27 protein-coding genes and 1 riboswitch are annotated in these 25506 nt (G+C 71.5%); of the genes, 14 read left to right on the top strand and 13 right to left on the bottom strand.

Translation table 11 applies throughout. The features are described 5' to 3' along the window. Nucleotides 1-3 precede the first annotated feature (3 nt). Nucleotides 4-104, top strand: a riboswitch (TPP riboswitch). From thiM to AC0I8G_RS01720, 8 genes are all read left to right on the top strand, one after another. After that, nucleotides 98-925: a hydroxyethylthiazole kinase gene (gene thiM, locus AC0I8G_RS01755; protein WP_471728422.1), complete on the top strand. Its 828-nt coding sequence runs from the start codon at nucleotides 98-100 to the stop codon at nucleotides 923-925. Its footprint overlaps the riboswitch before it by 7 nt. Beyond that, nucleotides 922-1548 carry a thiamine phosphate synthase gene (thiE, locus tag AC0I8G_RS01750; RefSeq protein ID WP_471728421.1) on the top strand — a complete coding sequence of 209 codons (627 nt, stop codon included), beginning with the start codon at nucleotides 922-924 and terminating at the stop codon, nucleotides 1546-1548. Before thiM ends, thiE begins: the two co-directional genes overlap by 4 nt. Beyond that, nucleotides 1545-2381 (top strand): bifunctional hydroxymethylpyrimidine kinase/phosphomethylpyrimidine kinase, encoded by an 837-nt coding sequence (gene thiD, locus AC0I8G_RS01745; protein WP_471728420.1) that lies wholly within the window; start codon nucleotides 1545-1547, stop codon nucleotides 2379-2381. Before thiE ends, thiD begins: the two co-directional genes overlap by 4 nt. Next, nucleotides 2378-3043: a TenA family protein gene (locus tag AC0I8G_RS01740; protein WP_471728419.1), complete on the top strand. Its 666-nt coding sequence runs from the start codon at nucleotides 2378-2380 to the stop codon at nucleotides 3041-3043. The genes thiD and AC0I8G_RS01740 overlap by 4 nt, the downstream gene beginning before the upstream one ends. A 54-nt stretch (nucleotides 3044-3097) precedes the next feature. Beyond that, a complete protein-coding gene (locus AC0I8G_RS01735; protein ID WP_471728418.1) occupies nucleotides 3098-4312 on the top strand; it encodes an acetate/propionate family kinase in 1215 nt (404 codons plus the stop codon). A 53-nt stretch (nucleotides 4313-4365) separates the two neighbouring features. After that, nucleotides 4366-6465 carry a phosphate acetyltransferase gene (gene pta / locus AC0I8G_RS01730; protein ID WP_471728417.1) on the top strand — a complete coding sequence of 700 codons (2100 nt, stop codon included), beginning with the start codon at nucleotides 4366-4368 and terminating at the stop codon, nucleotides 6463-6465. A 278-nt stretch (nucleotides 6466-6743) separates the two neighbouring features. Continuing rightward, on the top strand, nucleotides 6744-8450 hold the full coding sequence (locus AC0I8G_RS01725; protein ID WP_380260826.1) for a DEAD/DEAH box helicase: 1707 nt from the start codon (nucleotides 6744-6746) through the stop codon (nucleotides 8448-8450). 158 nt (nucleotides 8451-8608) lie between these two features. Next, nucleotides 8609-9049, top strand: a complete 441-nt coding sequence (locus tag AC0I8G_RS01720; RefSeq protein WP_380161008.1) for an OsmC family peroxiredoxin — start codon at nucleotides 8609-8611, stop codon at nucleotides 9047-9049. A 23-nt stretch (nucleotides 9050-9072) separates the two neighbouring features. Here the strand turns inward: AC0I8G_RS01720 and AC0I8G_RS01715 are convergent, their stop codons facing one another. After that, nucleotides 9073-10437: a serine hydrolase domain-containing protein gene (locus AC0I8G_RS01715; protein WP_471728416.1), complete on the bottom strand. Its 1365-nt coding sequence runs from the start codon at nucleotides 10435-10437 to the stop codon at nucleotides 9073-9075. 211 nt (nucleotides 10438-10648) lie between these two features. Then, complete coding sequence (locus tag AC0I8G_RS01710) at nucleotides 10649-11509, bottom strand: enoyl-CoA hydratase/isomerase family protein (RefSeq protein ID WP_471728415.1); 861 nt, start codon at nucleotides 11507-11509, stop codon at nucleotides 10649-10651. 89 nt (nucleotides 11510-11598) lie between these two features. Here AC0I8G_RS01710 and AC0I8G_RS01705 point away from each other — a divergent pair, with 89 nt between their 5' ends. Beyond that, nucleotides 11599-12168 (top strand): TetR/AcrR family transcriptional regulator, encoded by a 570-nt coding sequence (locus tag AC0I8G_RS01705; RefSeq protein ID WP_471728414.1) that lies wholly within the window; start codon nucleotides 11599-11601, stop codon nucleotides 12166-12168. Between the two features lie 786 nt (nucleotides 12169-12954). Here the strand turns inward: AC0I8G_RS01705 and AC0I8G_RS01700 are convergent. The 3 genes from AC0I8G_RS01700 to AC0I8G_RS01690 form a co-directional block, all read right to left on the bottom strand. Beyond that, the gene (locus AC0I8G_RS01700; protein ID WP_471728413.1) at nucleotides 12955-13851 is read right to left on the bottom strand and encodes a methyltransferase; all 897 of its coding nucleotides are present in this window, start codon (nucleotides 13849-13851) and stop codon (nucleotides 12955-12957) included. Nucleotides 13852-13920: 69 nt separating this feature from the next. After that, nucleotides 13921-14541 carry an HAD family hydrolase gene (locus tag AC0I8G_RS01695; protein ID WP_471728412.1) on the bottom strand — a complete coding sequence of 207 codons (621 nt, stop codon included), beginning with the start codon at nucleotides 14539-14541 and terminating at the stop codon, nucleotides 13921-13923. A gap of 160 nt (nucleotides 14542-14701) precedes the next feature. Beyond that, entirely contained in the window at nucleotides 14702-15355 is a 654-nt protein-coding gene (locus tag AC0I8G_RS01690) for a hypothetical protein (protein WP_471728411.1), read from the bottom strand. A gap of 332 nt (nucleotides 15356-15687) precedes the next feature. Here AC0I8G_RS01690 and AC0I8G_RS01685 point away from each other — a divergent pair, with 332 nt between their 5' ends. Continuing rightward, nucleotides 15688-16023 carry a hypothetical protein gene (locus AC0I8G_RS01685; protein ID WP_471728410.1) on the top strand — a complete coding sequence of 112 codons (336 nt, stop codon included), beginning with the start codon at nucleotides 15688-15690 and terminating at the stop codon, nucleotides 16021-16023. Nucleotides 16024-16115: 92 nt separating this feature from the next. Here AC0I8G_RS01685 and AC0I8G_RS01680 read toward each other — a convergent pair whose 3' ends face one another. The 3 genes from AC0I8G_RS01680 to AC0I8G_RS01670 form a co-directional block, all read right to left on the bottom strand. Beyond that, nucleotides 16116-16364, bottom strand: a complete 249-nt coding sequence (locus AC0I8G_RS01680; RefSeq protein ID WP_471728409.1) for a hypothetical protein — start codon at nucleotides 16362-16364, stop codon at nucleotides 16116-16118. Between the two features lie 163 nt (nucleotides 16365-16527). Then, the gene (locus AC0I8G_RS01675; RefSeq protein ID WP_471728408.1) at nucleotides 16528-16965 is read right to left on the bottom strand and encodes a hypothetical protein; all 438 of its coding nucleotides are present in this window, start codon (nucleotides 16963-16965) and stop codon (nucleotides 16528-16530) included. A gap of 329 nt (nucleotides 16966-17294) precedes the next feature. Continuing rightward, entirely contained in the window at nucleotides 17295-17930 is a 636-nt protein-coding gene (locus tag AC0I8G_RS01670; protein ID WP_471728407.1) for an ArsR/SmtB family transcription factor, read from the bottom strand. Between the two features lie 61 nt (nucleotides 17931-17991). On the opposite strand from AC0I8G_RS01670, the gene AC0I8G_RS01665 reads away from it, so the two are divergent. Continuing rightward, the gene (locus AC0I8G_RS01665; protein WP_471728406.1) at nucleotides 17992-18780 is read left to right on the top strand and encodes a maleylpyruvate isomerase N-terminal domain-containing protein; all 789 of its coding nucleotides are present in this window, start codon (nucleotides 17992-17994) and stop codon (nucleotides 18778-18780) included. 5 nt (nucleotides 18781-18785) lie between these two features. Further along, a complete protein-coding gene (locus AC0I8G_RS01660; RefSeq protein WP_471728405.1) occupies nucleotides 18786-20204 on the top strand; it encodes an MFS transporter in 1419 nt (472 codons plus the stop codon). Between the two features lie 575 nt (nucleotides 20205-20779). Here AC0I8G_RS01660 and AC0I8G_RS01655 read toward each other — a convergent pair. Both AC0I8G_RS01655 and AC0I8G_RS01650 read right to left on the bottom strand, forming a co-directional pair. Further along, the gene (locus AC0I8G_RS01655) at nucleotides 20780-21430 is read right to left on the bottom strand and encodes an MOSC domain-containing protein (RefSeq protein ID WP_471728404.1); all 651 of its coding nucleotides are present in this window, start codon (nucleotides 21428-21430) and stop codon (nucleotides 20780-20782) included. A gap of 113 nt (nucleotides 21431-21543) precedes the next feature. Beyond that, nucleotides 21544-21942: a nuclear transport factor 2 family protein gene (locus AC0I8G_RS01650; RefSeq protein ID WP_471728403.1), complete on the bottom strand. Its 399-nt coding sequence runs from the start codon at nucleotides 21940-21942 to the stop codon at nucleotides 21544-21546. A 92-nt stretch (nucleotides 21943-22034) separates the two neighbouring features. Here AC0I8G_RS01650 and AC0I8G_RS01645 point away from each other — a divergent pair, with 92 nt between their 5' ends. Continuing rightward, complete coding sequence (locus tag AC0I8G_RS01645) at nucleotides 22035-22478, top strand: MarR family winged helix-turn-helix transcriptional regulator (RefSeq protein ID WP_471728402.1); 444 nt, start codon at nucleotides 22035-22037, stop codon at nucleotides 22476-22478. Between the two features lie 193 nt (nucleotides 22479-22671). Here the strand turns inward: AC0I8G_RS01645 and AC0I8G_RS01640 are convergent, their stop codons facing one another. The 3 genes from AC0I8G_RS01640 to AC0I8G_RS01630 all read right to left on the bottom strand — a co-directional run bounded on the left by AC0I8G_RS01640 (nucleotide 22672) and on the right by AC0I8G_RS01630 (nucleotide 25021). Next, nucleotides 22672-23019, bottom strand: coding sequence for a hypothetical protein (locus AC0I8G_RS01640; RefSeq protein ID WP_471728401.1), 348 nt, complete (start codon nucleotides 23017-23019; stop codon nucleotides 22672-22674). Nucleotides 23020-23209: 190 nt separating this feature from the next. After that, the gene (locus AC0I8G_RS01635; RefSeq protein ID WP_471728400.1) at nucleotides 23210-24130 is read right to left on the bottom strand and encodes an oxygenase MpaB family protein; all 921 of its coding nucleotides are present in this window, start codon (nucleotides 24128-24130) and stop codon (nucleotides 23210-23212) included. A gap of 33 nt (nucleotides 24131-24163) precedes the next feature. Then, a complete protein-coding gene (locus tag AC0I8G_RS01630; protein ID WP_471728399.1) occupies nucleotides 24164-25021 on the bottom strand; it encodes an NAD(P)H-binding protein in 858 nt (285 codons plus the stop codon). A gap of 94 nt (nucleotides 25022-25115) precedes the next feature. Between AC0I8G_RS01630 and AC0I8G_RS01625 the strand changes: the two genes are divergently transcribed. Next, the gene (locus AC0I8G_RS01625; RefSeq protein WP_471728398.1) at nucleotides 25116-25493 is read left to right on the top strand and encodes a winged helix-turn-helix transcriptional regulator; all 378 of its coding nucleotides are present in this window, start codon (nucleotides 25116-25118) and stop codon (nucleotides 25491-25493) included. Nucleotides 25494-25506: the final 13 nt, after the last annotated feature.

Here is a 25506-nt window from a genome sequence, read left to right as displayed (position 1 = left end):
GTCGGCCGCGACACGGGGTGCTCCGCGCAGATCACGGAGCTGAGAACACACCCGTCGAACCTGACGCAGGTAATGCTGACGAAGGGATGTCGCGGCCATGACCGCCGTTGCACCAGAGCACGTCCGTCCCGAGCAGATCGTGGCGGCGCGCGCCGCGCTGAGCGAGCGCGCCCCGCTCGTGCAGTGCCTCACGAACTCCGTCGTGCAGACGATCACCGCGAACGTCCTGCTGGCGGCCGGTGCCTCCCCGGCCATGGTGGACAACGTCCACGAGTCGGCGGCGTTCGCACAGCTCGCCTCCGCCGTGCTCGTCAACGTCGGCACCCTCGACGACGAGAAGGCCCGGGCGATGTCGCTGGCGGCGGAGTCCGCCCACCGGAACGGAACCCCCTGGGTCCTCGATCCCGTCGCCGTGGGTGGGCTGGAGTTCCGCACCCGCGTCGCCCGCGAGCTGCTCCAGCACGCCCCGACCGTGGTGCGGGGCAACGCCTCCGAGGTCCTCGGGTTGGCCGGCGCGGGAGCCGGCGGTCGCGGGGTCGACTCCACCGACGGCGTCGAGGAGGCCCTGGTGGCCGCCCGCGAGATCGCCGAGCGCACCGGGGGAGCCGTGGCGGTCTCCGGGATCGTCGACGTCGTCGTCCAGGGTGGACGCACGGTCCGGGTGAGCGGTGGCCACCCGCTCCTGACCCGCACGACCGGGGCCGGGTGTTCCCTCGGGGCCCTCGTCGCCGCCTACGCCGCCGTCGCCGAGGACCCCCTGGTCGCGGCCGTCGCCGCCCACGTCCACGTCGCCGTCGCCGCGGAACGCGCTGCTGCGCAGGGGGTCGGGCCGGGGACCTTCGCGATCCGCTGGCTGGACGAACTCGACGCCGTCGACGCCGCCGTCCTCCGCGACGACCTCGCGCGCTCCGGGCGGATCGCGTGAGACGGGGTTTCGACCCCACGCTCTACCTCGTCACCGACACCGCCCAGTGTGGACCCCGCGGAGTTCCCGCGGTGGTCCGCGCGGCCGTCGCCGGCGGGGTGACCGCCGTGCAGGTGCGGGCCAAGGACGGTGGGGACCGCGAACGCCTCGCGCTCGTGCTGGCCGTGCAGGAGGCGTTGCGAGGCAGCGGTGTCCCGTTGTTCGTCAACGACGCCGTCGACATCGCCCTCATCGCGGGCGTCGACGGGGTCCACCTCGGGCAGTCCGACCTGCCGGTCGAGGACGTCCGGCGGATCGCCCCCGGGATGCTGCTCGGGTTGTCGGTCTCGACGGTCGCGGAGGTCGCCGCGATCGACCCGGCCGTCGTGGACTACCTCGGGGTCGGGCCGGTCTGGGCGACCCCGACGAAACCCGACGCCGCCGCGCCGCTCGGTCCTGAGGGTCTCGCGACCGTGGTGGGGGCTTCTCCCGTGCCCTGCGTCGCGATCGGCGGGATCCACCCCGAAAACCTCGACTTGCTGCACGGCACGGGGATCGCGGGTTTCTGCGTCGTGTCCGAGGTCTGCGCCGCCGAGGACCCCGAGGGCGCCGCCCGGTCGTTGCGGACCCGGTGGGGATCGTGAGCGCAGCCGTTGCCCCTCGCGTCCGCGTCGCCCTCACCATCGCGGGCAGCGACTCCGGCGGGGGAGCGGGGATCCAGGCGGACCTCAAGACGTTCGCCGCGCACGGGGTCTACGGGGCGAGCGTCGTCACCGCGCTGACGGCGCAGAACACCCACGGGGTGCGGGGGATCCTCGCGGTCCCCGCCGAGTTCGTCCGCCTGCAGCTGGACACCGTCCTGGACGACATCACCGTGCACGCGACCAAGATCGGGATGCTCGCGGGGGCCGACGTCGTCCTCGCCGTCGCCGAGGTGCTCGGTTCCCGCGCGCTCGGACCGGTCGTCCTCGACCCCGTCATGGTCGCGACCAGCGGCGACGCGCTGCTCGACCCCGACGCCGTCGCGGCGGTGCGCGACGTGCTGCTGCCGCTGGCCGACCTCGTCACCCCCAACGTCCCCGAGGCCGCGGCCCTGCTGGGCGTGGACGCCGCGACCTCCGTGGCGCAGTGCCGGGACCAGGCGGAGGAACTGGCGCGGCGCAGCGGCACCGCCGTCCTGCTCAAGGGGGGGCACCTCAGCGGGCAGGCCAGCGTCGACGTGCTCGCGAGCCCCGAGACCACCGTGCTCGTCCGGCGCGACCGGGTCGACACCACCGCCACCCACGGCACCGGCTGCACGCTGTCCTCGGCGCTAGCCGCCCAGGCCGCGCTGCACCCCGGAACCGGCTGGGGCGTCCTCGTGGAACCCGCCCGCGACTACCTGCAGGCCGCTCTCCTCGCGGGAGCCCGCCTCGACGTCGGGTCCGGGCACGGACCGCTGGACCACGCCCACGCCCTCAGGGAGGACCGCTCGTGAGCTTCACTGACGACACCTGGACCCGCACCGCCGGCCTGCGCACGGCGGTCGAGAACTCCGCGTTCCTCGCCGAACTCGGCGCCGGGTCGCTGGACCCCGCGACGTTCCGGCACTACCTGGAACAGGACACGATCTACCTCGCCGGCTACGCCCGGGCGCTGTCCCTGCTCGCGGCCCGCGCGCCGGGACCCGAGAGCGCGGGGTTCTGGGCCGGTTCCGCGCACGGCGCCGCGAGCGTCGAGGTGTCCCTGCACGCCGACCTCCTCGCCGGCGGCCGGTTGCCGGAGCCGACGGGACCGGCCCTCGCGTCCCCGACGACGCTCGGCTACGTCTCCTACCTCGTCGCCGCCGCGGCGACCGCCCCCTACGCCGTCGCCGCCGCCGCGGTGCTGCCCTGCTTCTGGATCTACGCCGACGCCGGGCGACGACTGGCCGCCCACGCGGACCTCGTCGCCGACCACCCCTACGCGCGGTGGGTCGCGGCCTACGACGCCCCGGAGTTCCACCTCGCGGTGGAGCGGGCCCGGCGGTTCGTCGACGAGGCCGCGCTCGCCGCCCCGGGTGACGTCGAGGCGATGCACGAGGCGTTCGCGACCGCGACGCGCTACGAATGGATGTTCTGGGAGACCGCCCACGCCCGTGAGGGCTGGCCCGCTGCGTGAGAGGGTCGATCCGGGGTTCCGCACGGGCGGGACGAGCACCGTGAGGAGATCAGCGTGTCGACCAGCCAGGGTTCCGTCGTCGTCGTGAACTGCGGCAGTTCCTCGGTGAAGCTGGCGCTCGTGGACCCGGTGACGGGGGAGCGGGCGCTCAGCTGCCTCGGGGAGCGGATCGGGTCCCCGGACGCCGTGGTCCACATGACCACCGCCGCCGGGACCCGCACGATCACCCCGGCCGCCACCACCCACCGCGGCGCCCTCGCGCACGTCCTGCAGCGCCTGCTCGACCTCGACCTGCCGCCGCTGCTCGGCGTCGGGCACCGCGTCGTCCAGGGCGGTGCCGTGTTCCGCGGTTCCGTCCGCGTCGACGACCGGGTCCTCGCGCAGATCCACGAACTGTCGGCCCTCGCCCCCCTGCACAACCCGGCCAACGCCTCCGGCATCGAAGCCGCCCGGGCCGTCCTGCCCGACCTCGAGCACGTCGCCGTCTTCGACACCGCCTTCCACCAGACGATGCCCGAGGCGAACTACCGCTACGCCGTGCCGACGCAGTGGTACGAGGAGTTCGGCGTCCGCCGCTACGGCATGCACGGGACCAGCCACCGCTACGTCAGCCAGCGCGCCACCGAGCTGCTGCAGGCCTCCGGCCGGGACCCGCGCGGGCTCAAGCTCGTGGTCGCTCACCTCGGCAACGGCTGCAGCGCAACGGCTGTCCTCGACGGACGATCCGTCGACACCACCATGGGCCTCACCCCGCTGGAAGGCCTGGTGATGGGCACCCGCTCGGGCGACGTCGACCCGGCGGTCGTCGAACTCGTCGTCGCCCGGACCGGGACGAGCGTCACCGAGGTGGTGAAGCAGCTGAACTCGAACTCCGGGCTGCTGGCGCTGTCGGGGCTCTCCAACGACGTCCGGACGCTGTCCGGCAAGGCCGCGGAAGGCCACGCCGGGGCCAAGCTGGCCCTGGAGGTCTTCGTGCACCGGGCGGCCAAGCACATCGCCGCGCTGACGGTGTCCCTGGGCGGGCTGGACGCCCTCGTCCTGACCGGAGGGATCGGCGAGAACGCCAAGAACATCCGCTCGATGCTGCTGGCCAAGCTCGCCCACCTCGGGCTCGTCGAGGACCCCGCCGCCAACGACGGGCACGGCCGCTCCGCCACCCCGACCGGGTGCATCACCGTCCCCGGCGGAGGACCGCTGGCCATGGTCGTCCCCACGGACGAGGAGCTGCTCATCGCGCGGGACACGGTCGCCCTCGTCGAGCACCGCTGACCCCCGCAGGGGCTGCCGTCGCCCCCCGGGGCCGCGTGGGGGAAGGTGAAGCCATGGCCCGCGTGCTGCTCGTCGTCCCCACCGGCCACGGTGCCGGCCTCACCTCGACCTGCCTCGGCCTGGTCCGGGCCCTCGACGCCCGCGGGGTCGCCGTCGGGTTCCACAAGCCGCTCGCCCAGCCGACTCGCGGGTCCGAGGCCGACCGTTCCGTCGCGCTCGTCCGGCTCACCACCACGCTGGACCCCTCCGAACCCATCCCGGCCTCCCGCGTCGTCGAACGCCTCTCGCGCGGCGACATCGACGACCTGATGGAAGAGGTCGTCGCCGCGGCCGAGAAGGTCCTCGCCGCCCACGACGTCGTCGTCGTCGAAGGCCTCGCCCCCTCCGCCGACCAGGTGTTCTCCGGCCGGGTCAACCAGGCGCTCGCGACCGCCCTGGACGCCGACGTGCTGCTCGTCGGGTCCGCCGGCCCCGACGGCACCGACCCCGGCGCCCCCGAACGCATCGCCGAGGACATGGCCGTCACCGCCGGCACCTACCGGACGGGGGAGGCGCTGCGGGTCATCGGCGGGGTCGTCTCGCGCTGGCCCGTCCCCGAGGACCCCGAGACCGCCGTGGCCCGGATCTCCGCGCTGCGCGGCGCGCTGGAGCACCACGAGATCCCCCTCGTCGGGGCCGTGCCCTTCCGCGGTGACCTCACCTGGGCGCGGGTGCGCGACCTCGTCCACGACCTCGACGTCGAGGTGCTCACCCACGGCGACCAGGGCCGGCGCATCAAGGAGGTCGTCGTCGCGGCGCAGGCCGTCCCGGGGATGCTCCCGCTGCTGCGCGAGGGGCGCCTCATCCTCGTCCCCGGCGACCGTCACGACGTCGTCATGGCCACCTGCCTCGCCGCGCTCAACGGCAACCGCCTCGCCGGTCTGCTGCTGACCGCCGGCGTCGGCATGGACCCCCGCGTGCAGGAGCTCACCGCGGCCGCGGCCGCCACCGGGCTGCCCATCCTGCGCTCCGACCGCTCCACCTACGCCACGGCCACGGCCGTCAACCGGCTCGACCCCGAGGTGCCCGCCGACGACGCCGAACGGGCGCTCGCCGTCTCCTCGACCGTCGCCGACGCCCTCGACCCGGGCTGGCTGGCCAAGCTGCCGACCTCCTCGCACACCCCGCGCCTCTCGCCCGCGGCCTTCCGGCGGCGCCTCACCACGCTGGCCGCCGAACGCCGGCAGCGGATCGTCCTGCCCGAGGGCGCCGAACCGCGCACGATCCAGGCCGCGGTGATCTGCGCGCAGCGCGGGATCGCCCGACCCGTGCTGCTGGCCGACCCCGACGAGGTCGCCTCGGTGGCGGCCGGGCTGGGGCTGACGATCCCCGACGGGGTCGAGGTGCTCGACCCGGCCGGTCTGGTCGAGACCTACGTCGACGTGCTCGTCGAGGCCCGCAAGCACAAGGGCATGACCGTCGACGTCGCCCGCGATTCCCTCGCCGACCCGATCTGGCTGGGGACGGCGATGCTGCAGGCGGGGGCCGTCGACGGTCTCGTCGCCGGCGCCGTGCACACCACCGCCGCGACGGTTCGCCCTGCGCTGCAGATCATCCGGACGAAACCGGGGGCCCGGCTGGTGTCCAGCGTGTTCTTCATGTGCCTGCCCGACGACGTCGTCATCTACGGCGACTGCGCGGTGAACCCCGACCCCGGGGCCGAGGACCTGGCCGACATCGCCCTGCAGTCCGCGGCGTCGGCGCGCGCGTTCGGGATCGAACCCCGGGTCGCGATGATCTCGTTCTCCACCGGCTCCTCGGGCTCCGGCTCCAGCGTGGACAAGGTGGCCGAGGCGACCCGCATCGCCCGCGAGCGCGAACCCGACCTCATCATCGACGGGCCGCTGCAGTACGACGCCGCCGCCGTCGCCTCCGTCGCGGCCTCGAAGGCGCCGAACTCACCCGTCGCCGGCCGCGCCACCGTGTTCGTCTTCCCCGACCTGAACACGGGCAACACGACGTACAAGGCGGTGCAGCGCAACGCCGGGGTCATCTCGGTGGGGCCGATGCTGCAGGGGTTGGCCAAGCCCGTGAACGACCTCTCGCGCGGCGCGCTCGTCGACGACATCGTCTACACGATCGCGCTCACCGCGATCCAGGCCTCGCGCGGCTGAACCCGTTGCGGCGCACGGCCTCGGGATCGTTGCCTCCCCGAGGTCACCTGGTGACCCCGGGGAGGCAACGATCCCACCCGGGGGCCGCCGGGGTGACGCCGGGAAGGGTTGAGCGCTCAAGCCTGTTACTCTTCTCAGGACGGTGTCGATGCCGTCATCTCAGCGGGCGAGCCGCCCGCGAGGTCGCTTGAGTCCCATACCTCAGCATCTGTGCGCTACCGCGCGCCCTGGGGGCGGACCGCCGTGCGGCCGACGAGCCCACGTGGAGTTCTTCTTCCATGCCCCAGTACGAAGACCGTTCGTACCGTTCCAGCCGTCCCTCGCGTTCTGACGAGGGCGGGTTCCAGCGCCGCGATTCCCGTGGCTACCGCACGGAGGACCGCCCGTCCTCCGACCGCTCCTTCGACCGGGACGACCGTCCTCGTTCGGGCGGCTACCAGGGTGGCGGTGGCAGCAGCTACCAGAGCCGTGGCGGCTCGTCCTCCGGTGGGTACCAGGGCAGCAGCAGCAGCAGCCGCGGTGGTTTCTCCTCCGGTGGCGGCAGCCGCAGTGGCTACCAGGGTGGCGGCAACCGCCGCAACAGCACCCCGCGCAGCCCGCGTTCCTTCGCCCCGTCGGCGACCGAGCAGGCCCTCACCGCGGCCGAGCTGATCGAGGTCGCCGAGTCGACCTTCGCCGAGCTCGGTCTGCCCGACGAGCTGGTGCAGGCGCTCGAGCGTCGCGGGATGACCGCGCCGTTCGCGATCCAGTCGCGCACCCTGCCCGACGGCATCGCCGGCCGCGACATCCTCGGCCGTGCCCGCACCGGTTCCGGCAAGACCCTCGGGTTCGGCCTGCCGATGCTCGCGCGTCTCGCCTCGCAGAAGCGGGCTCGCATCACCGGTGCCCCGCGCGGTCTGGTCCTCGTGCCGACCCGCGAGCTCGCGATGCAGGTCGCCGACGCGTTGCGTCCTCTCGGTGACTCCCTCGACCTGCGGCTGTCCGTGGTCGTCGGCGGCGTCCCCTACGGCCGTCAGATCTCCGCTCTCCAGCGCGGGATCGACATCCTCATCGCGACGCCGGGTCGACTCGTCGACCTGATCGAGCGCGACGCCGTCTCCCTCGCCGAGGTCGACATCGCCGTCCTCGACGAGGCCGACCACATGGCCGACCTGGGCTTCCTGCCCAACGTCCGGGCCATCCTCGAGGGCACCAAGCCCGGCGGGCAGCGGATGTTCTTCTCCGCCACCCTCGACCGCGGTGTCGAAGCCCTTGTGAACGACTTCCTGACCGACCCGGCGTTCCACGCCGCGCCGGCCGACCCCGACGACGTCGGGCACATGGAGCACCGGGTCTTCGCGGTCCGGCCGCACGACAAGCTCTCGATCCTCACGGAGATCAGCAAGCGTCCGGCGCGTTCCATCTTCTTCGTGCGCACCAAGCTCGGCGCCCAGCGCCTGGCCGACCAGCTGCGCGAAGCCGGTGCGCCGGCCGAGGCGATCCACGGGGACCTGCGCCAGTCGCAGCGTTCCAAGGCGATCGACGCCTTCTCGGCCGGGGAGACCCGCGTCCTCGTCGCGACCGACGTCGCCGCCCGCGGCATCCACGTCGACGACGTGGACCTCGTCGTGCACGTCGACCCGCCGAACGACCACAAGGACTACCTGCACCGCTCCGGCCGCACCGCGCGTGCCGGCGCGACCGGGACCGTCCTCGCGATCGCTCTGCCCGACCAGGTCCGCCGCTACGGCTGGCTGCACCGGGACGCGGGTGTCGAGGCCAAGAACGTCGAGAACGTCAACGCCGGGGACGAGACCGTCCGCGCCGTCGCCGAGTCCGGCGAGGTCGTCGTGATCAAGCCCCGTCGCACCGAGACCCGCGAAGGTGGTGCTCGTGGCCCGCGCCGCGGCCCGCGTCGTGAGGGTGGCTTCCGTGGCGGTCCCCGTCGCGAAGGCCAGGGTGGCGCTCCTCGCGGTCCGCGTCGCGAGAGCGCTCCGCGCGACTGACGTAGACCGACGCACGACCGACTGACGACAGGGCCCGTGGGGATCTCCCCACGGGCCCTGTCGTCGTCTCCGCCCCCTGAGGAACGGGCGCTGGGTGGCGGGGTGCAGGTGGGGTGGCGAGGATGAGGGCACCAGACGTCCCGAACAGCGGAGGAACCATGCCCACCCGTACCGCACGCACCGCCTGGAACGGCACCCTCGAGACCGGCTCCGGCCAGGTCGAGCTGTCCAGCTCCAAGGTCGGCACCTACGACGTCTCCTTCCCCAAGCGCGCGGCCGACGACGCCGGCGGCACGACGAGCCCCGAGGAGCTCATCGCCGCCGCCCACTCCTCCTGCTACGCCATGCAGTTCTCGGCGCTGCTGGCCGAGGCCGGCGGCACGCCGGAGAGCCTCGAGGTCACCGCCGACGTCTCCCTCGGCCCGGACGCCGCCGGTGGTTTCAAGCTGACCGGCATCGCGTTGAAGGTCACCGGTGAGGTCAGCGGGATCGACAACGACACCTTCGTCAAGACCGCGCAGGCGGCCAAGGAGACCTGCCCGGTCTCCAAGGCCCTCACCGGCGTCGAGATCACCCTCGAGGCCTCGCTCGACGCCTGACGCGAGACGTCACCGTCGAGGCGTCAGACCGGCGCGTAGCGGTCCAGCGGCACCATCGTGATGCCGCTGTGGCCGCGCAGCGTCGGGGTGCCGTCGGCGCGCCGGCCCAGGGTCCAGTCCTCCCCGAACGACCCGAAACCGCCGTCACGCACGACCTTCAGGGTCTGCTCGTCGACGACGTCGAACGTCACGGGGTTCGCCGCGGGGTCCACCGTGTCGGGGTCGAAGGAGATCAGCGCAGAACCCGCTCGCACGACGTCCTGCGGGCCCCACAGGTTGGCCCACCGGCCGCAGAACGCGTCGAGGTCGACGGTGGGTTCCTCGGTTCCCCACTCGGCGAGGAACAGGTCGACGAGCTTCACGACCCCGACCGCGAGTTCCGACGCCGGGCCGTCGACGCTGTTGGTGAGCACGCTCACCGCGAGACCCGACTCCGGGTCCAGGAGGCTCTTCGTGATGTGGCCGGGGAACCCGCCGGAGTGCCCGACCAGTTGCCGTGCACCGACCTTCTCCCCGATGAACCCCAGACCGTAGGACCGGTCGGTCCCCTCCGTCGGCCACTCGGCGCGCTGCGCCAGCCGTTTGGCGTGCTCGCTCAGCAGTTCGGTGCGTCCGTGGCGGTGCGCGGAGAACCACGCCGTGAGGTCCTCGGCCGTGGAGCAGAAACCGGTCGCCGCGGCCATCCCGGCGGTCGAGGGGTGCGGGAGCGGACGTCGCGGCCCGGTCGAGGCGGGGGTGTACCCCGTCACGAGGTCGCCCGCCGCCGGCAGGTCCGGAGTCGTGCGCGTCAGACCCAGCGGGGCGACGAGTTCGCTCGCGACGAACTCGCCGTAGGGGGTGCCCGTCACCGCCTCGACGACGAGGCCCAGCAGGGAGTACCCGATGTTGGAGTACTTGAACCGCGAGGAGCGGGGGATGACCGAACCCCCGGACCGCACGGCGGTCCGCAGCCCGTCGACGTCGAGGAACCCGTGCTCCAGTTGCCAGAAGTCGCCGTCGAGGCCGTCGCGGGTGAGGCCCGCGGCGTGGCCGAGGAGTTCACGCAGGCTCGCCCGGGCCAGTTCGGCGTCCTCCTCGGCGACCCACGGCACGTGGGTGGCGAGGGCGTCGTCGAGCCGGAGCCGACCCTGTTCGGCCAGGCGCAGCACGGCCGTCGCGGTGAAGGTCTTGGAGTGCGAGGCCACCCGGAACACGTGCTCGGGGGTGAGGGCGACGTCACCCTCGCGGTCGGCGTGGCCGTGGGCGCTGGAGTGCACCAGGTCGTCGTTCAACCGGACGGCGAACTGGACACCGGGAACGTCGAGACGCCGACGACGGAACTCGATCCAGTCGGCGGCGACGGCGGCCGCAGCGGCGACGACCTCGGGCGTGAGGGTGGGAGCAGGCACGAGCTCACGGTAGGACACGGATCACGCCGGGTCAGCACGGTTTCCGGGCTCCTCGGACCTGCGGGCCGGTAGCCCGTCACCGTGAGCAGAGGGGCGTTGTCGCCACGGGCGGATCCCTTGGGCGACCGGGCACCGATGAGGGTGTACCGCTTCGGGCGATCGACGCAGGGACGATGAAGGCCCCGAGCCGAGAGGGCCCGGGGCCTGCCGATCACGCCGTGGCGGGGTAGGGGACGGCGTCCAGCAGTCCCTCGAGGTCGTGCTCACCGGCAGACGTCTGCGCCCCTGCCTCCAGCGCCGTGCGGATGCGTTCCACCACGTGCTCGGGCGAGGGGTAGACGCGGACGTGCGCCTGCGCCTCCTCGTGCAGGTGCGGGACCGCCCCGCTGGCCTCGGCGGCGTCCAGCGCCTGCACGGCCGCAGCGACCACGCCGGCGGGCAGCGCCGCGATGCGGCGGGCGAGCGCGTCGACGAACTCGTCGAGCTCGTCGTCGGCGAGGGTGCGGTTGACCCATCCGTAGCGCTCGGCCAGCTCGGCGGGGAAGAGCTCGGCGCCCAGGACGATCTCCAGGGCGCGGGGGCGCCCGACCAGCCGGTTCAGGTACTGGGTGCCCCCACCGCCGGGGAAGATCCCCATCCGGGTCTCGGGCTGGGCCAGCCAGGTCCGCCCGGCCGCGGCGAAGCGCATGTCCGCGGCCATGGCCAGTTCCGCACCACCGGCGCGCAGGCGCCCGCGCAGCTTGGCGATCGTGACCTGAGGCAGCGTGCGGAAGCGTTCGTTGAGCTGCTGCAGCGGGTTCAGCCGGGCGTCACCGCCCTCGTCGGCCAGACCCACGAGGGTGGTGGCGTCCAGCATCCACTCCATGTCGGCGTGTGCGACGAAGTAGTCCTCGTTCGCGCTCTGCAGCACGATCACGCGGACGCTCTCGTCGGTGGCGACGGTTTCGGCGAAGCGCTTGAGGTCGCCTCCCAGGGCGGCGCCCAGGACGTTGACCGGTGCGTGGTCCAGCGTCACCCAGGCCACGCCGTCGGCCTGGTGGATGTGCAGGGTGGAGAAGTCGTCGTAGGTCATGGTGGTCCAGCCCGTCGTCTCACGAGTTCTGTAGTGGTCACTACAGATTGACCGTAGCACGGTTCTTTAGCGACCGTTACACTCATGGGATGGCCGGCAGACCGCGCACCTTCGACCGAGACGTGGCCCTGGAGCAGGCGATGCACGCCTTCTGGGAGCAGGGTTACGCCGCCACGACGGTGTCGCACCTGACCCAGCGCATCGGCATCGCCGCCCCCAGCCTGTACGCCGCCTTCGGTGACAAGCAGGCGCTGTTCGACGAGGTCACCGAGCTCTACGTGGGCAGGCTCGAGGAACGACTGAACCAGGACCTGGCGGCTCCCACGGCCCGCGCAGCCGTCGAGGCGGTCCTGCGCACCGCAGTCGACGCGTTCACCGCCGTCGGCACCCCGCCAGGCTGCCTGGTCATGGGCGAGCCGTTGCTCGCGAGCCGACGCGCGGCGACGCGGGAGGCCATCGCCCGGCGACTCCACCGCGCGGTCGAGACCGGTGAGCTGACCTCCCACGAGGAGGCCGACGAACTGGGCGCCTACCTCGACACGATCCTGGCCGGTCTCGAAGCACGAGCCCGCGACGGCGCCGACACCCTGGAACTGCAGACGGCCGTCACGCGGGCGTTGCGCGCCTGGCCCTCGACCACGACGCCCACCTCCGCCTGACTCCCTCGCGCCTCGAGTGCTTCAGTCGCTTCACGTCGTCTGGACGAAGCTGGTGAGCTCGTCTCACGTCGCGACGCGAGACGCATGGTCGGTCATCCCGCTACCTACGTGATCAAAAGGAGTGCGGCATGTGGGTGCAAAGCTGGGCAACGACAGCGGGCTCACTCCCACCCCGTGGGAACGTCAGGCCGTGTCCGACCCCGCAGCCAGTCGTCGCAGGTCGATGCCCTTGTGGTTGTGGCTCACCCTCGCACTCCTGGTCTACGCGTTCAGCCTCGCCGTCATCGGCGCGATCGGTGACTCGCTCGGCTGGCCTCACCGGGTCCACACCGTCATCCGCGGCGGAGCCTTCGCTCTCTGGTACTTCATCGTCTCCCCGCGAGTCAGTCGAGCGTGGAAGGCGTTCCGAGAACGGCGGCACAGCCGAAGGCAGCCATGACGCTCAGCCCGTCGAACTGCCGAAGGAACGCACGGTCATCCCGCCGTCCGCGCGGGCAGGCGGCCATCGACTTCACGCATCTGCCGATGACCCTTGTCGGATCAGTAGCGCCCGGCCGCACGTCGCCTCTGTCAGGATCGTGAAGACGGTCGACAAGTCGGAGGGTGGAACAATCGTGCGGGGTTGGGGAGACATCGTTGGGCTTCATCCACTCGTGCAATCGCCGCGGTGTGCTTGATCCTCGCCGTCGTGCTCAGCGGACTGAGCAGGAAGTAGTCGCCGTCTGAGACCTACCGGTCATCCCGCGGTGCGCGCGGAGCGCACGGTCATTCCGCCGGCCGCGCGAGTCAGGACGAGCCCTGAACAAGGTCAAACCTCCGCCGGGCCGTCACCTGCCAGAACCGCCCCAGGCGCCAGAACGGCTCCCGCTCACACACCACCCGCTCCAACCGCGCCAACCGTGCGTAGAAGTCCTGGTTGCGCTTGAGGTCGTCATCGACCAGGAGGTCCATGACGCAACGGATGCCGAAGCGGTGCTCCACCTGACACCCCGCCCCGACCAACGCCGCCTCCACCGTGCTCGACTCCACCCGACGCATGGGGTGGTCGAAGGTCTGCCCGTGCACGGTCTCGGCGTCCAGGACGTCCAACGCCGCCTGGAGGTCGCTGCGCCGCACCGCAGCGGAGAGCACGTCCATCGCCGGGTTCGGAGCCATGACCGAGACGATGCCGCCAGGTCGCAGGAGCCGCACCAGTTGCTGCACGGTGCCCGCAACGTCGCGGCGGTAGTGGATCACGTTGTGACACAGCACGACGTCGAAGGCCCCGCCCACGCCGACGCCGCCCAGCTGCAGCTCCTCCAGATCGTCCAGATCTGCGCAGACGGTACGGACCGAGGCGCTGAGCCCTTCCGCTGCGGCGACCGCATCGGCGACCTTCAGCAGTTCCCCGGCGTAGTCCACGATCGTCACCTGGTGTCCGGCGCGGGCCAGCGGGATGCTGTCGGCCCCGTCACCACCGCCGACATCGATCACCCGCAGGGGCCCCGACCGCCCGGGGAGGACTCGGGTGAGGGTGTGGGCGACGAGTTCATAGCGCAGTCGACCCCAGGGCTCGGCCTGCCACGTGGCCCAGGCCGCGGCCTTGTCATCGAAGACGTCTGCGGCGCTGTTCTGGTCCGTCACGACACCGCACCCTATGGAGCAGCGGCTTCTCACGGCAGAGGCTGACAACCGCACGGTCATCCCGCAGTGCGCGCGGACGACCGGCGCAAACGACTCAACGCCGCGACCCGTCTCATCGTCAGCGTTGGGCTACACCCCGGCCATGCCCTCCTGCCCGGTGAACCCATCCACGAACCGTCGAAGACCCGCCGCATCACGGAAGTGGTGAGACTGCAGACCCACCTCGCCGGCCGCCCTCACAGACGCCGCAGAGTCGTCGACGAATGCACAGCGCTGAACAGCAACCCCCAACCGAGAACAGACCTCCACAAACACGGCCCGATTCGGCTTCGCCAACCCCAACTGCGCGCTGTTGAAAACCCCGTCCACCTGCCCCGCCAGCCCTAAGGCGGCCAGCTCCTGAGGCAAGCGGGTGGTGGAGTTGGTCAACACCACCACCGGGCGCAGTCGTCGTTGCTCCCGCACGACCGCGAGCACGTCCTGAGCGAGGTAGCCGTAGGAGCTGGACCACTGCTGGACCGCATCCCGTGCCCTGTCGTCGAAGTCGTGAGTCAAGCGATCGGCGATGTCACAGCGCCATGCTTCATCGGTGACCCGGCCGGTGATCGCGTCGGTGAAGGTCTCGCCCTGGAAGGCGTACCGCAGCAGTACTCCCTCGGGCAGTCCGTGCGCGTGTTCGACAGCGGCTCGCTGGGCGAGGTCGCGCTGCAGGAGCACCCCGTCGAGGTCCATGATCAAGACGTCAGCCACGGTCGCCGAGTCTGGCCGCCCGGCCTGTCCGACGCCATCGCGGGGTGGACACGCGGCCTACCTTCCGGCCAGGTTGCGCTGCGCGACGTCACGGTCATCCCGCGGACATCGCGCGCTTCCAGCATCGAGACGAGCAGTCATCAGCGCCGCGCCACCACGCTCAGCTGGGAGCAGTCCCCGGCAGCAGCAGGGTGTCCTGAGCGAGCCGCTGTACCGCCAGCACCGGATCGACGGGCGTCTGCATCGTCACCGAGCACGCCATCCCCGCCCGCCGACCCTGCCAGCTCAGCGTGGTGCCGGCGGTGCTGGGACAACTCACCACCACCAGGTGCCCGCGTACGTCGACCAGCGTCCAATCCCCACTGAGACGACGGCGCGCTGTCTCCGGCGGCGGCATCGGCGAGTTCGGCCCCAGCGACCACGTGATCTGCGTGATCCCTTGACTGAGGATCTCCGCCCAGATCAGCCCGACCACCTCGAGACCAGCAGGGACCAGGAGCAGGCCCAGCAGGGGAGATCGCTCAGCGACCTGACGCGGTGATCGCCCGGCCGCCAGATCGCCAGGAGTAGCCCGCGCCGCGGGGGCCACGGCGCCAAACCAGAGCGGTTGCAGCGCCCGCCCATCCGCTGCGTGCAGATGCACGTGGCCCACCGCGGGAAGCCTTCCTGAGGTGGTGGGGTCGAGCTCGTCCAGACGGTGGAGTTGGTCCTGATCGGGGAAGGGACGGGCACCTCTGCTGCCACGTTGCGAGCGGTAGTGCTCCTGCGGCTGCGGTGGCTGCAGACTCGCCAGCAGGTCTTCTACAGCTGTCACCTGATCATGCAGCAGACCCAGGTGTACTCCACCTTCGTTCTCCGTTCTCGATGAGTTGCGTAGCTCGGAACAGCATGAGCGACTAGCAGCCAGGGCAGCAACGGGCGTCGATTGCTTCACGGTCATCCCGCAGTGCGCGCGAAGCGCACGGTCATCCCGCGGTGCGCGCACTCTCGCGGGCAGACGGGTACTTCACTCATCTGCCGACTTCCCACTGCTGCAATCAGCAGCACAGCTGCGAACATCAAGATGTGGAGCACTCCTCAGACGCGGCCCCACGCGTCCGTCGTCGGCCCACCGTCCTGCTCGGCGCATCGCTGGCTCTACTCGCCGTGGCGTTGACGACGGCGGCCCACCACCACGAGTCGAAGATCGTCATCGCCACCATGGCGGTGGCGTTGGCGGTGGGTTGGCTGCCCGCGGCGGCCTTGGGGCGTTTGACCTTCTCCTGGTCCACTGACGACACTCGCGGCCCCCTTGAACGCGCGGCCATCTCGGGCTGTGTAACGGGAAGCGGGATCCTGTGCGGCAACTTGCTCGGCCGGGAACCGTGGAGCATCCGCCTGCCAGCAGCAATGCTGGCGGCCTTCCTCATCGCAGGCCTGCTCGCGCTGAGCGCGGATTGGCTGACCCGCCGCAGGAGCAGAAGGCCTGAGCGTCAGGTGTGAGCGAGGCCCTCAGCGACGGACCTCACGGTCATTCCGCGGTGCGTTTGGTCACGGCCGCAGGCAACGTTCGCTCGCGGGGACGAGCGGAAGCGCTACGCCGCGGTCGCAGCGCCCCCGTCAGAAGGAGGGAGTTCATCTGGAGACCAGTAGAGAGTGGCGTTCCACCACGGACCGTCCTCGGTGATCTCCTGGCTGATCGTCAGGTCGAGGATGTCCATGGGCTTGAGACCCAAGGCCTCGATGTGATCGGCCATCCGTCGTAGGAGCCGAGGTAGGTCTGTGCTGCCGTCGTCGCGCGGATTACCCAGGGAGAAGTGCAGCGCGGGCCAGTGTTCTCTCACCCGTCGATCTTGCCGGTGCTCGGCTCCACATGTCGCGACCTGAGCATGACCACAGCGTGTCTGCGACTTCACGGTCATCCCGCCATCCGGGCGCGGTCTGCGACTCGACGGTTCACGACGAAGCACGTGAGAGAGCGCCGACTCAAACGCCTCGACAAGTCGATCAACCAGCGTCGGCCGGCCAGACCTGGAGGAGCCACGTCTCCGGCGGACTTCCAGGGTTCGGCGGCGTGCTCCACCCGTTCACCAGAACACGAAGCCCAACACGCTCTGCGGGCAACTCGATGGCCGCCAACCCATCATCGGCCGGAAGAACCTCGCACCACGCCTTGGCAACCCGACTCGGGTAAGTGCCCACCAGCTCACTCGACTTCTCCCACCCCAACGGCGCCTCGGGATGGACGGAATGGATCTCCACCGTCACGTCGATGATGCCGGAGTAGTGCCCCGAGATGAGGTAGACGCCCTCGCCGCCCGTGATCCCGGCGAAGTCGGACGGGTAGTCGTCGTAACCCCACCCCTCAGGCTCACTGTCCTGCAGCACCCACAGTCCGCCGAGGGAGATTTTCACCACCCCTCGACAGCTGTTCGTCAGCGTCACCGGCTCCCCTTCGAACAACGGGCGTCACCGTCGGCGCCCTGCTCAGCCCACGCCTGCGACGGAGCCAGTACCTGCGCCAGCCCGGGACACTGCATCAAGCACCAAAGCCTGACTTCGGCGACATCCTGAACGCGACGGCAGTCCTGCTCACGGCCACGAGGATGCCAGACCGTGCGCCGGGCGGTCACGACCTCGCACTCTGCTGCCGCGCAACCTCACGGTCATCCCGCGATACGGGCGGTCTTCGTCGGCCGGGAACCTCGCGAACGTGGCGATGGCCGCGACGTCCAGAGCAGCAGGAGAACCGCCACCACGAGGGCCGGGTGCAGCTACTCCGAGGCGTTCTCGGTGGGGGCGGCGGCGATGGGCACGAAACGCAGCGCCGCCTGCACCGTCCGGTCCTCTGGACCGGGCTCAGGACGGTTGCGCAACCGGTAGGGATCCAGCAACATTATGACCTGGTGCACCACCTCGCTCAGCTCCTGCGCCGACAACCGCAAGGTGGAGTTGCTGACCAGGCTGGCCTCACGCCACGGCTGTGGTTCCTGGTCCTGCGCGGCGCGGACGATGAACCCTTCCACCGCAGCATCCGCGGCGTGCAGAAGCGCCTGGGTGACTGCCATGTCCAGAGCCTGGGCCTCGGTGGGGTCCGCGTCGATGGTCGCCATGTCGACCTGCCACGCCGGGACGGTGGCCTCCCACACCCGCTCCCGTCCGTCACCACCCCCTGGGTTCTCGCCACTGCGCCGGCCCGCGTCACGGACCAACCCGGCCGCGGCCAGCTGACGCAGGTGCCACGAGCAGGCGCTCGGACTGAGGTCGACGACCTCGGCGCACTGCGTGGCCGTCGCCCCACCGCGTTCGGCCAGGACGTCGAGGATCCGCAGTCGCGCCGGATGCCCCAGGGCCCGCAGGACCGAGGGGTCGGTGAGGCGGACACCGAGGTTCATCTCTGGTCGCTCCACCCCGCCAGCATATGTGAAGGAGCCCCTTGACATCCAGACCTGAAGGGTTAACTTCACAACTGTGCCCCTCGTTCCCCTCACGTTCGCTGACCACCTGCGGCTCATCGACGAGCGGTCGTCCGCCTTCGCTGCCGCGGTGGCCGCGGCGCCCGACCTCGAACTTTCGGTGCCGACTCATCCCGGGCGAACGTTGTGCGACCTCGTGCAGCACGCGGGGACGGGTCGCCGGAAGACTGCCGCTGTCGTCGCCGCGGGACCCGCGGACGGACCTCCGCCGACGTCGGCGTGGGACGACGGCGCAGGTGCGCCGCGAGAACGCGATGCCCTGCTGGACTGGTGGACCGAGTCCGTCGAGCACCTGACGAACGTCTTGCGGGAGGCCGGCCCGGACCGCGCGTGCTGGACCTGGTGGGACGACTCACCCTCGCCGCAGACCTCCGGGGCCTGGGCTCGGCGACAGGTCTGCGAGATCGCGGTCTTCACCCACGACGCCCAGCTCACCGCCGGTGCACCGCAACCAATCCCGCAGGAGGTCGCCCTCGACGGTTTCGACGACTGCCAGTGCACCCTCTGCGCCACCACGGTCGCTTGGCCCCACGAACCCGCCGTCGTCGACTACCACGCCACCGAGGGCCGTTCCTGGCGCCTGCGGCTCTCCCACGACGGCGCCCGAGTCGCCCAGCTCACCTCAGCCACCGGGTACGACACCGACCCGGCCGACGCCTCCGCCACGGGCTCGGCCAGCGACCTGGTCCTCTTCTTCTACGACCGCATCCCTCTCGAGTCGTTGGCCGCGGAAGGCGACCGACGCATCTTCGATCGGCTCGCAGAATGGGACCCCTCCGTGTGATCACCGTGACCACTACCGTCCGGCGATCACGTGGACCCCTGACCGGCCTGCTCACCGCCCACGCCGTCTCCCTGACCGGCAACATGCTCACGCTCATCGCGCTACCGCTGTACGTCCTGGCCCAGACCGGCTCAGCCGCGTTGACCGGCCTGACCGGTGCCGTCGCCACCGTCCCGGTGATCCTCGGTGGAGCTTTGGGTGGGGTGCTCGTGGACCGCGCCGGGTACCGCCGAACCAGCGTCGTCGCCGACCTCGTCGGTGCCGTCACGATCGCTGCCGTACCCCTCCTGCACCACAGCTTCGGGCTGCCGTTCTGGGCATTGCTGGTGCTGGTCTTCGCCACCGGCCTGCTCGACACCCCCGGCCAGACCGCCCGCCGAGCGCTGCTGCCCGAAGCCGCGGCGGCCGCTGCGGTGCCCCTGGAACGGGCGGTGGGCTGGATGGAAGCGGCCGAACGCGGCGCCCGCCTGGTCGGCGCCCCGCTCGCCGGACTGCTCGTGGCCGCCGTCGGGGCGCTGAACGTGCTGACGTTGGACGCCGCGACGTTCCTCGCAGCGGCCGTCGTGGTGCTCTCCCTCGTCCCAGCCGGTCGACCTCAGACGTGGGCCGATCCCGCCGCCCGACCGGACGACGGCTCTGAACCGACCGCATCGACTCCGCCGACCTCGCCGAGTGCCGAGCTCGAGGAACCGGACGACACCACCCCCACGACCGCGACCCCCACGACCGCGACCCCCACGACCGCGACCCACGCAGACGGACCGCGAGCCGGGTACTGGCGTGAACTGCGCGAAGGCGTCAGCTTCTTGTGGCGAGAACGCCTGCTGCGCAGCGTCGTCGGGCTCGTCCTGGTCACCAACCTCTTCGACGCGGCCAAGTCCAGCGTGCTCCTGCCGGTCACCGCCCAACGCGACCTGGGCGGTTCCGTCGCCTTCGGCCTGATCGTGGGGACGATGGGCGGTGGCGCCCTCATCGGCTCCCTGCTCTTCGGTGCCATCGGTCACCGGTTGCCCCGGCGAGCCACCTTCGTCACCGCGTTCGTCCTGGCCGGTGCACCACCGCACCTGGCCCTGGCCACGGGTCTCCCGCTGCCGGCCCTCGTGGCCGTGACCGCCCTCAGCGGTCTGGCCGCAGGAGCCATCAACCCCATCATCGGCATCATCGAGCTCGAACGCGTACCACCGGGGATGCGGGCCCGGGTCTACGGAGTCATCGGAGCCGGCGCCTGGGCCGGGATGCCACTGGGCTCCCTCGCAGCGGGTTTCGCCGTCGACCACCTCGGCCTGCGTCCCACCCTCTACAGCGTCGGCATCGCTTACCTCCTCGTCGTGCTCACTCCACTGCTGGGTGGGCCGTGGAAGTCCATGAACGCGCCGGCCGCTGCCTCACACGCCCGGAACGACGCCGTAGCACCGACCTCCTGACCTCCCGGGAGCTGTCCCGGCCGGGGCGAGGTGCGCGCGGGCGCACGGTCGTCCCGCGGTGTGCGCGCTGTCGCTGACGACCGATGACTTCACTCGTCTGGCGATCCGTGGAAGATCTGTCCGATCCCGAAGAAGGGTCGAGGCCCACGTGCCATCCTCACGTGGTGGTGGCTGGAGTCGCCACCGTTGCCGTTCGTGTCCACGACCTGATCCGGCACCGCCGACAACGCCGGTAGCCGGCGGCCCTGCCGCCAGGCCTCCATCCGCGATTTCAGGGTTGTGACGCGGTGCGCGACGCACGGTCCTCCCGCCGTCCGCGAATCCGTCGAAGACACCCTCTTCACCTGTACCTCCCACGCCGCCCCGGACAACTCAGGAGCGAGCTCTGGGCAGGTTCCCGTCCCGCCGACGCAGCCGCGAACTGGGCCACGGCCAACGAGAGCGGTGGGGGTTCGGTGCCGGGCTCCCGCAGCAGCGCAGCAGCCTCGGAGCGACTCGAGCTCACGACCGTCTCGCGATGTGGTCCTCACCCGAGCAGTGCTCGCCTGGCCCGATGACTGCTCCCCGAGCGCCTCTCAGTGCTGAGCGAGGCGACGGGCGACTGCCTCGGAATCCTCCGGCGGCAGCTCCGGGACGCCGCTCAGCAGCGGCAGCAGGTCCGGCTGCGTGGTGAACGCGGCGAAGGCCGTCGCCACGCTCACCCCGTGCGCCGGCACGTCCAGGACCCTGACCTGCATGCCGGCGCTGAGCGTTCCCGGCGTCAGCACCCTCAGGTAGGCCCCGGGAACACGCGCTCGGGTGAATCGCGGCAACCACCGCTGCTCTCCCAACCACACCGCGAACGTCACGCACGGGATCCGCGGGCAGGAAACCTGCAGGACCACTTCACCGATGGACCACCGTTCGCCGATGACCGCTTCGTTCACGGCCAACCCCGAGGTGGTGAGGTTCTCCCCGAAGGCGCCGTTGGAGAGCGGACGGCCCAGTTCGCCCTCCCACCGGTCCAGGTCCTCGCGGGCGTAGGCGTAGACGGCCTGGTGGTCGCCACCGTGGTTCTTGGTGTCACTGATGTGATCACCGACCAGGCCGCTGCCACCTCGTCCCTTGGGCCCGGGCGCTCGCACCGCTACCGGGCCGACGACCGGGCGTTTGTCGATGCCGCTGGTCCCCGACTTCGCCGCGACGGGTCGCCGCCGACCGACGTTGACGCTCACGATGACGGCCACGCGGTCACCCTAGGAGCTGCCGCGTCCGGCGGACATCGACTTTCCCGCCGCGCCCGCGAGCAGATCCGGAGAGCCGGTGGCGATCGGTGAGGTCATCCTGGACGGGGGGCACGTCATGCTCCGGGCATCCGGCCTCGGTTCCACACCGACTCGATGTCGACCTGGGCGATCTGCCAGTGGCCGTCCGAGCGGTGCAGGCGGCCTCGCCAGATGCTGGATCCTTCGAGGATCGGCTGGTGCTGGTCGTCGCCGAAGAACGCGGTGACGTTCGCCCTCACGTCGGCGTCGTCGCCGTCCTCGTCGACGATGACCCCGGTGACGAGGTGCTGGAGGACCGGGATCGGTTCGTGGACGGCCTGCAGGGTCGACACCAGTTGTGCGCGGCCGGAGAGGTGTCCTACCGCGGTCGTCGCGTGGACGTCTTCGGCGTAGAGCGCGTTCAGGTCAGCGAATCGGCGATCGTCGATCGCAGCGAAGATGCGCGGGACGACCTGGGCTGCGGTGGTCTCCATGGGGTGCCTTCCGTTCGGCTCAACAACGTTGCGTGCACAACGTTGCGTTCTCAACGTAACACCGAGGAATCTGCTCGTCTAGGGTCACGTCCATGGACCCACGGGAATCCCCCCGGCGACTGCGCGCACTGACGAGTCACGCGGTCACCCTGGCCGCCGCTCAGGCCGGCGAGCTGGCGGGTCGGCGCGTGACCCGTCTCGGGGCGACCAAGGCAGCGTTCGGCATCCTCGCCGTCATCGATGAGTTCGGTCCGTCGAGTCAAGCGGACCTCGGGCGGCGGCTGGGCATGGATCGCAGGAGCGTTTCGGAAGAAGCGGCTCGGCTCGAACGCGACGGGTTCATCCTCCGGGCACCCGACCCGGTGGACTCGCGGAGGAACCGACTCGAGATCACGTCACCGGGCCAAGAACTCCTGTCCCGCCTCGACGAATCGCTGTCGGCCCTGCAGGAGGAGTTCCTCGCACCTCTCTCGGCCCAAGAGCGCGGCGAGCTCGATCGGCTGCTGGCTCTGGTCAACCGGCGAGCCTCCGGGTAGTCACGGCGGCCGGCGACAACGGGGAGTGAGGTAGCCACGACGTCACGGTCACCCCGTGGTGTCCGATCACCGTCGACCGCCACGGTGGAGTAGCCGGATCGCGGTCGACTCTCGAACGCCGGCGTCGTGTCAGGATCTTCCGCCGCCGTGAGGGCCCTGGGCCCGGCCGTGAGTTCCCGTGTGCCTCCTGGATTCAGCTCACTCGCGCACCGCCGACGGGAACCTCGACGCTGCCGCCGTTCTCGTCGACGGTGACGGGTTGCGGATCGCCGTCAGCGATGAGGTCCCCCTCGCTGATGAGCTTCCAGTAGCTCGGCGTCGAGGTCCCCCCGCACCCGCCGGTCGGAACGTCGACGTCGACGTCGAGGCGACCCGGAGCGGGCTCGGACACCACGACCGCACGGACGGGGCAGTCCGCGGTGGTGAAGGTCGTCAACACGATCGTGTGCCGGTCGAGGATCGTGGCCGCATCGCCCATCGTGCTGTCCGCTCCGAGCACCTCGGCCTGGGCGAGAGCCGCCTGCGCCTGGGCGGTGTCCATCGCGGTGGCGGTGGTCGTTGCTGGACCTGGGGGACTGGAACACCCCGTGACCGCGCAGAGGACAGCGGCGAAGAGCAGACCTGCTCGGACGATGCGGGACACAGGGCCTCCAGGGTGCGGCGATCACCCCGCCCATCGGCGCACACCGGCCCGATCTGGAGCTGTCACGGCAACGACGACGACTTCACGGTCATCTCGCGGTCCCGCCGGGTCCGGCGGACGTCCGGGAGGGCGACGCCCGGACGCGTCGCCGGGACACCTCGGCGTGCGGCCATTCGGCGAGGCGTTGCGGCAGCACGGGTCTCGCGGCCCGCAACCCGGTGCGGAGGAGGCCGGCGGCGGTGCGTCGTCCCCGCGTCGGGGCGATGCCGTAGTCGACGGCCAGCCGCAGCGGCAGCAGGTCGGCCGTGATGCTGCGGGCCAGCGCCGCCACGCCGGGCAACGGGGGAGTGGTCCGCTGGGTGAGGACGTCGCCCGCCACCCGCCGGGCCGCGTCGGTCACGACCAGTCCCGCGACGGTCCGCTCGACGTAGGCGTCGAACTCCGCGACGCTGCCGGGCAGGGCGCGTTCGGGTACGGCGAAGAGTCGCGCGAACGGTTTCGACTCCTGCCAGTGCCGTTCGCGCTGCTCGGGGGTGAGGACGAGACCGACGTAGCGTTCCGCGACGCGTCGGGCGGTCCACACCAGCGTCGCGTGGACCCAGAGCGCGAGGTCGGGGTCGTTGGCGCGGTAGGGGGTCCCGGCCGGGGTGCCGGGGACGTCGGTGCGGGTGGTCCCGCGGACCCGGGCGTGCTGCGCGCCGACGTGGCGGGCGATCGCGTGCGCCTGCTCGGTGTCCCCGAAGGCGATGGTCAGCGCGGCCTGCAACGTGCCCAGCAGCCGGTGCGCCGGACCGGAGGTGTAGTCGCTGTGCACCGCGACGCCTTCGGCGACGAGGGGGTGTGCGACCTGGAGCAGGATCGCGGCCGGTCCGCCGAGGACGACGGCCCGTTCGGCGCTGACCCGCTGGAACTCACCGCCGGGTACGCAGACCCCGGGGTCGCCCACCACCCCCGCGGACGGGGGCGGTGGGAGGACCGCGGTCAGGGGCAGTCGCGGGAGCCGGGGCACGCCCGTGATGCTGCCACGACTGCCGCCCCGGGCTCAGGCCCGAGCGGCCCGGACGGCCTCGGCCAGCGCGGTGGCCGGGCGCCCGGTGAGTTCCACCAGGTCGGTGCGGTCGGTGGCGAGCTGGCCCTGCGCGATGGAGGTGTCGAGCGCAGCGACGAACCCGGCGGTGCCGGCGTCGAGGCCGAAGCCCTGCAGGGCGGCGACGTGCTCCTCCGTGGAGACGTCGGTGGAGACGACCGTGGTGCCGGTGACCTCGGTGATCGTGGCGGCCAGTTCGGCGAAGTCGAAGCTGTCCCCGGCGAGCTCGTAGACCTGTGCGGGGTCCTCGGCCAGGAGGGCGGCGACGGCGGCCTCGGCGTAGTCGACGCGGGCGGCGGCGCTGACCCGTCCACCGTGGGTGGAGCCGAGCACGGCCCCGGCGGCGAGGTACTGACCGAGCTGCTCGGTGTAGTTCTCGAGGTACCAGGAGTTGCGCAGCACCGTGAAGGGGACACCGGCGCCCGACAGCAGGTCCTCGGTGGCCCGGTGGTCGGGGGCCAGCGGGCTCGTGGAGGTGTCGGCGCGCAGGATCGAGGTGTAGGCGATCCGGCTCACGCCGGCGGTCTTCGCGGCCTCGACGACGTTGGTGTGCTGGGCGATCCGCGCGCCGGGTTCGCTGCCGGAGACGAACAGCAGGCGGTCGACGCCGACGAACGCGGCGTCCAGGGAGGCGCGGTCGGCGTAGTCGCCGGCGCGGACGACGACACCACGGGCGGCGAGGTCGGCGACCTTCGTGGGGGTGCGGACGACCGCGACGACGTCGCCGGCGGGGACACCCTGCGCGAGCAGCGCCTCGACGGCGAGGCGGCCGAGCTTGCCGCTGGCGGCGGTGACTGCGTAGGTCGTGGACATGGGGTTCTCCTCCGGATGGGGCACTGCGTTGTCGATGGCACTAACTATTCCACAGTGCCAGGCATTCCCGCGGTGCCGGGCGTATCCTCGGACCATGAGCGCAGGGCCCACCCAGGAGTTCGTCGTCGACGTGTTCGCCCGCGGGTGCACGTCGCGCGCGGCCTTCGAGGACGTCACCGGCCGCTGGCCCTCGCTCGTCCTGATCGCCCTGGGGGAGGGGTCCTTCCGCTTCAACGCGTTGCGCCGCAAGGTGGACGGGGTCAGCGAGAAGATGCTGGCGCAGACCCTGCAGACGCTGGAACGCGACGGGATGGTGACCCGCGAGGTCGTCACCGCGATCCCGCCGCGCGTCGAGTACGAACTCACCCCGCTGGGTGCGCAGGTGGCCGGGAAGCTGCGCGCGCTCGCCGACCTGCTCGAGGCCTCGGCGCCCCGGGTCGGCGTCGCCCAGGCGGAGTACGACGCCCGCTGACCGCCGTGCATTA

The organism is Kineococcus sp. AC630 (assembly GCF_979255925.1).
This window is presented reverse-complemented; position numbering and strand designations above follow the sequence as displayed.

Bases quoted from the DNA above. Each gene is read 5' to 3' on its own strand.
- thiM (WP_471728422.1), top strand. From the start codon at position 98: ATGACCGCCGTTGCACCAGAGCACGTCCGTCCCGAGCAGATCGTGGCG.
- AC0I8G_RS01705 (WP_471728414.1), top strand. From the start codon at position 11,599: ATGGCCGGCAGACCGCGCACCTTCGACCGAGACGTGGCCCTGGAGCAG.
- pta (WP_471728417.1), top strand. From the start codon at position 4,366: ATGGCCCGCGTGCTGCTCGTCGTCCCCACCGGCCACGGTGCCGGCCTC.
- AC0I8G_RS01710 (WP_471728415.1), bottom strand. From the start codon at position 11,509: ATGACCTACGACGACTTCTCCACCCTGCACATCCACCAGGCCGACGGC.
- AC0I8G_RS01630 (WP_471728399.1), bottom strand. From the start codon at position 25,021: ATGTCCACGACCTACGCAGTCACCGCCGCCAGCGGCAAGCTCGGCCGC.
- AC0I8G_RS01720 (WP_380161008.1), top strand. From the start codon at position 8,609: ATGCCCACCCGTACCGCACGCACCGCCTGGAACGGCACCCTCGAGACC.
- AC0I8G_RS01725 (WP_380260826.1), top strand. From the start codon at position 6,744: ATGCCCCAGTACGAAGACCGTTCGTACCGTTCCAGCCGTCCCTCGCGT.
- AC0I8G_RS01640 (WP_471728401.1), bottom strand. From the start codon at position 23,019: ATGGACACCGCCCAGGCGCAGGCGGCTCTCGCCCAGGCCGAGGTGCTC.
- AC0I8G_RS01700 (WP_471728413.1), bottom strand. From the start codon at position 13,851: ATGACCGTGCGGTTGTCAGCCTCTGCCGTGAGAAGCCGCTGCTCCATA.
- AC0I8G_RS01625 (WP_471728398.1), top strand. From the start codon at position 25,116: ATGAGCGCAGGGCCCACCCAGGAGTTCGTCGTCGACGTGTTCGCCCGC.
- AC0I8G_RS01645 (WP_471728402.1), top strand. From the start codon at position 22,035: ATGGACCCACGGGAATCCCCCCGGCGACTGCGCGCACTGACGAGTCAC.
- AC0I8G_RS01650 (WP_471728403.1), bottom strand. From the start codon at position 21,942: ATGGAGACCACCGCAGCCCAGGTCGTCCCGCGCATCTTCGCTGCGATC.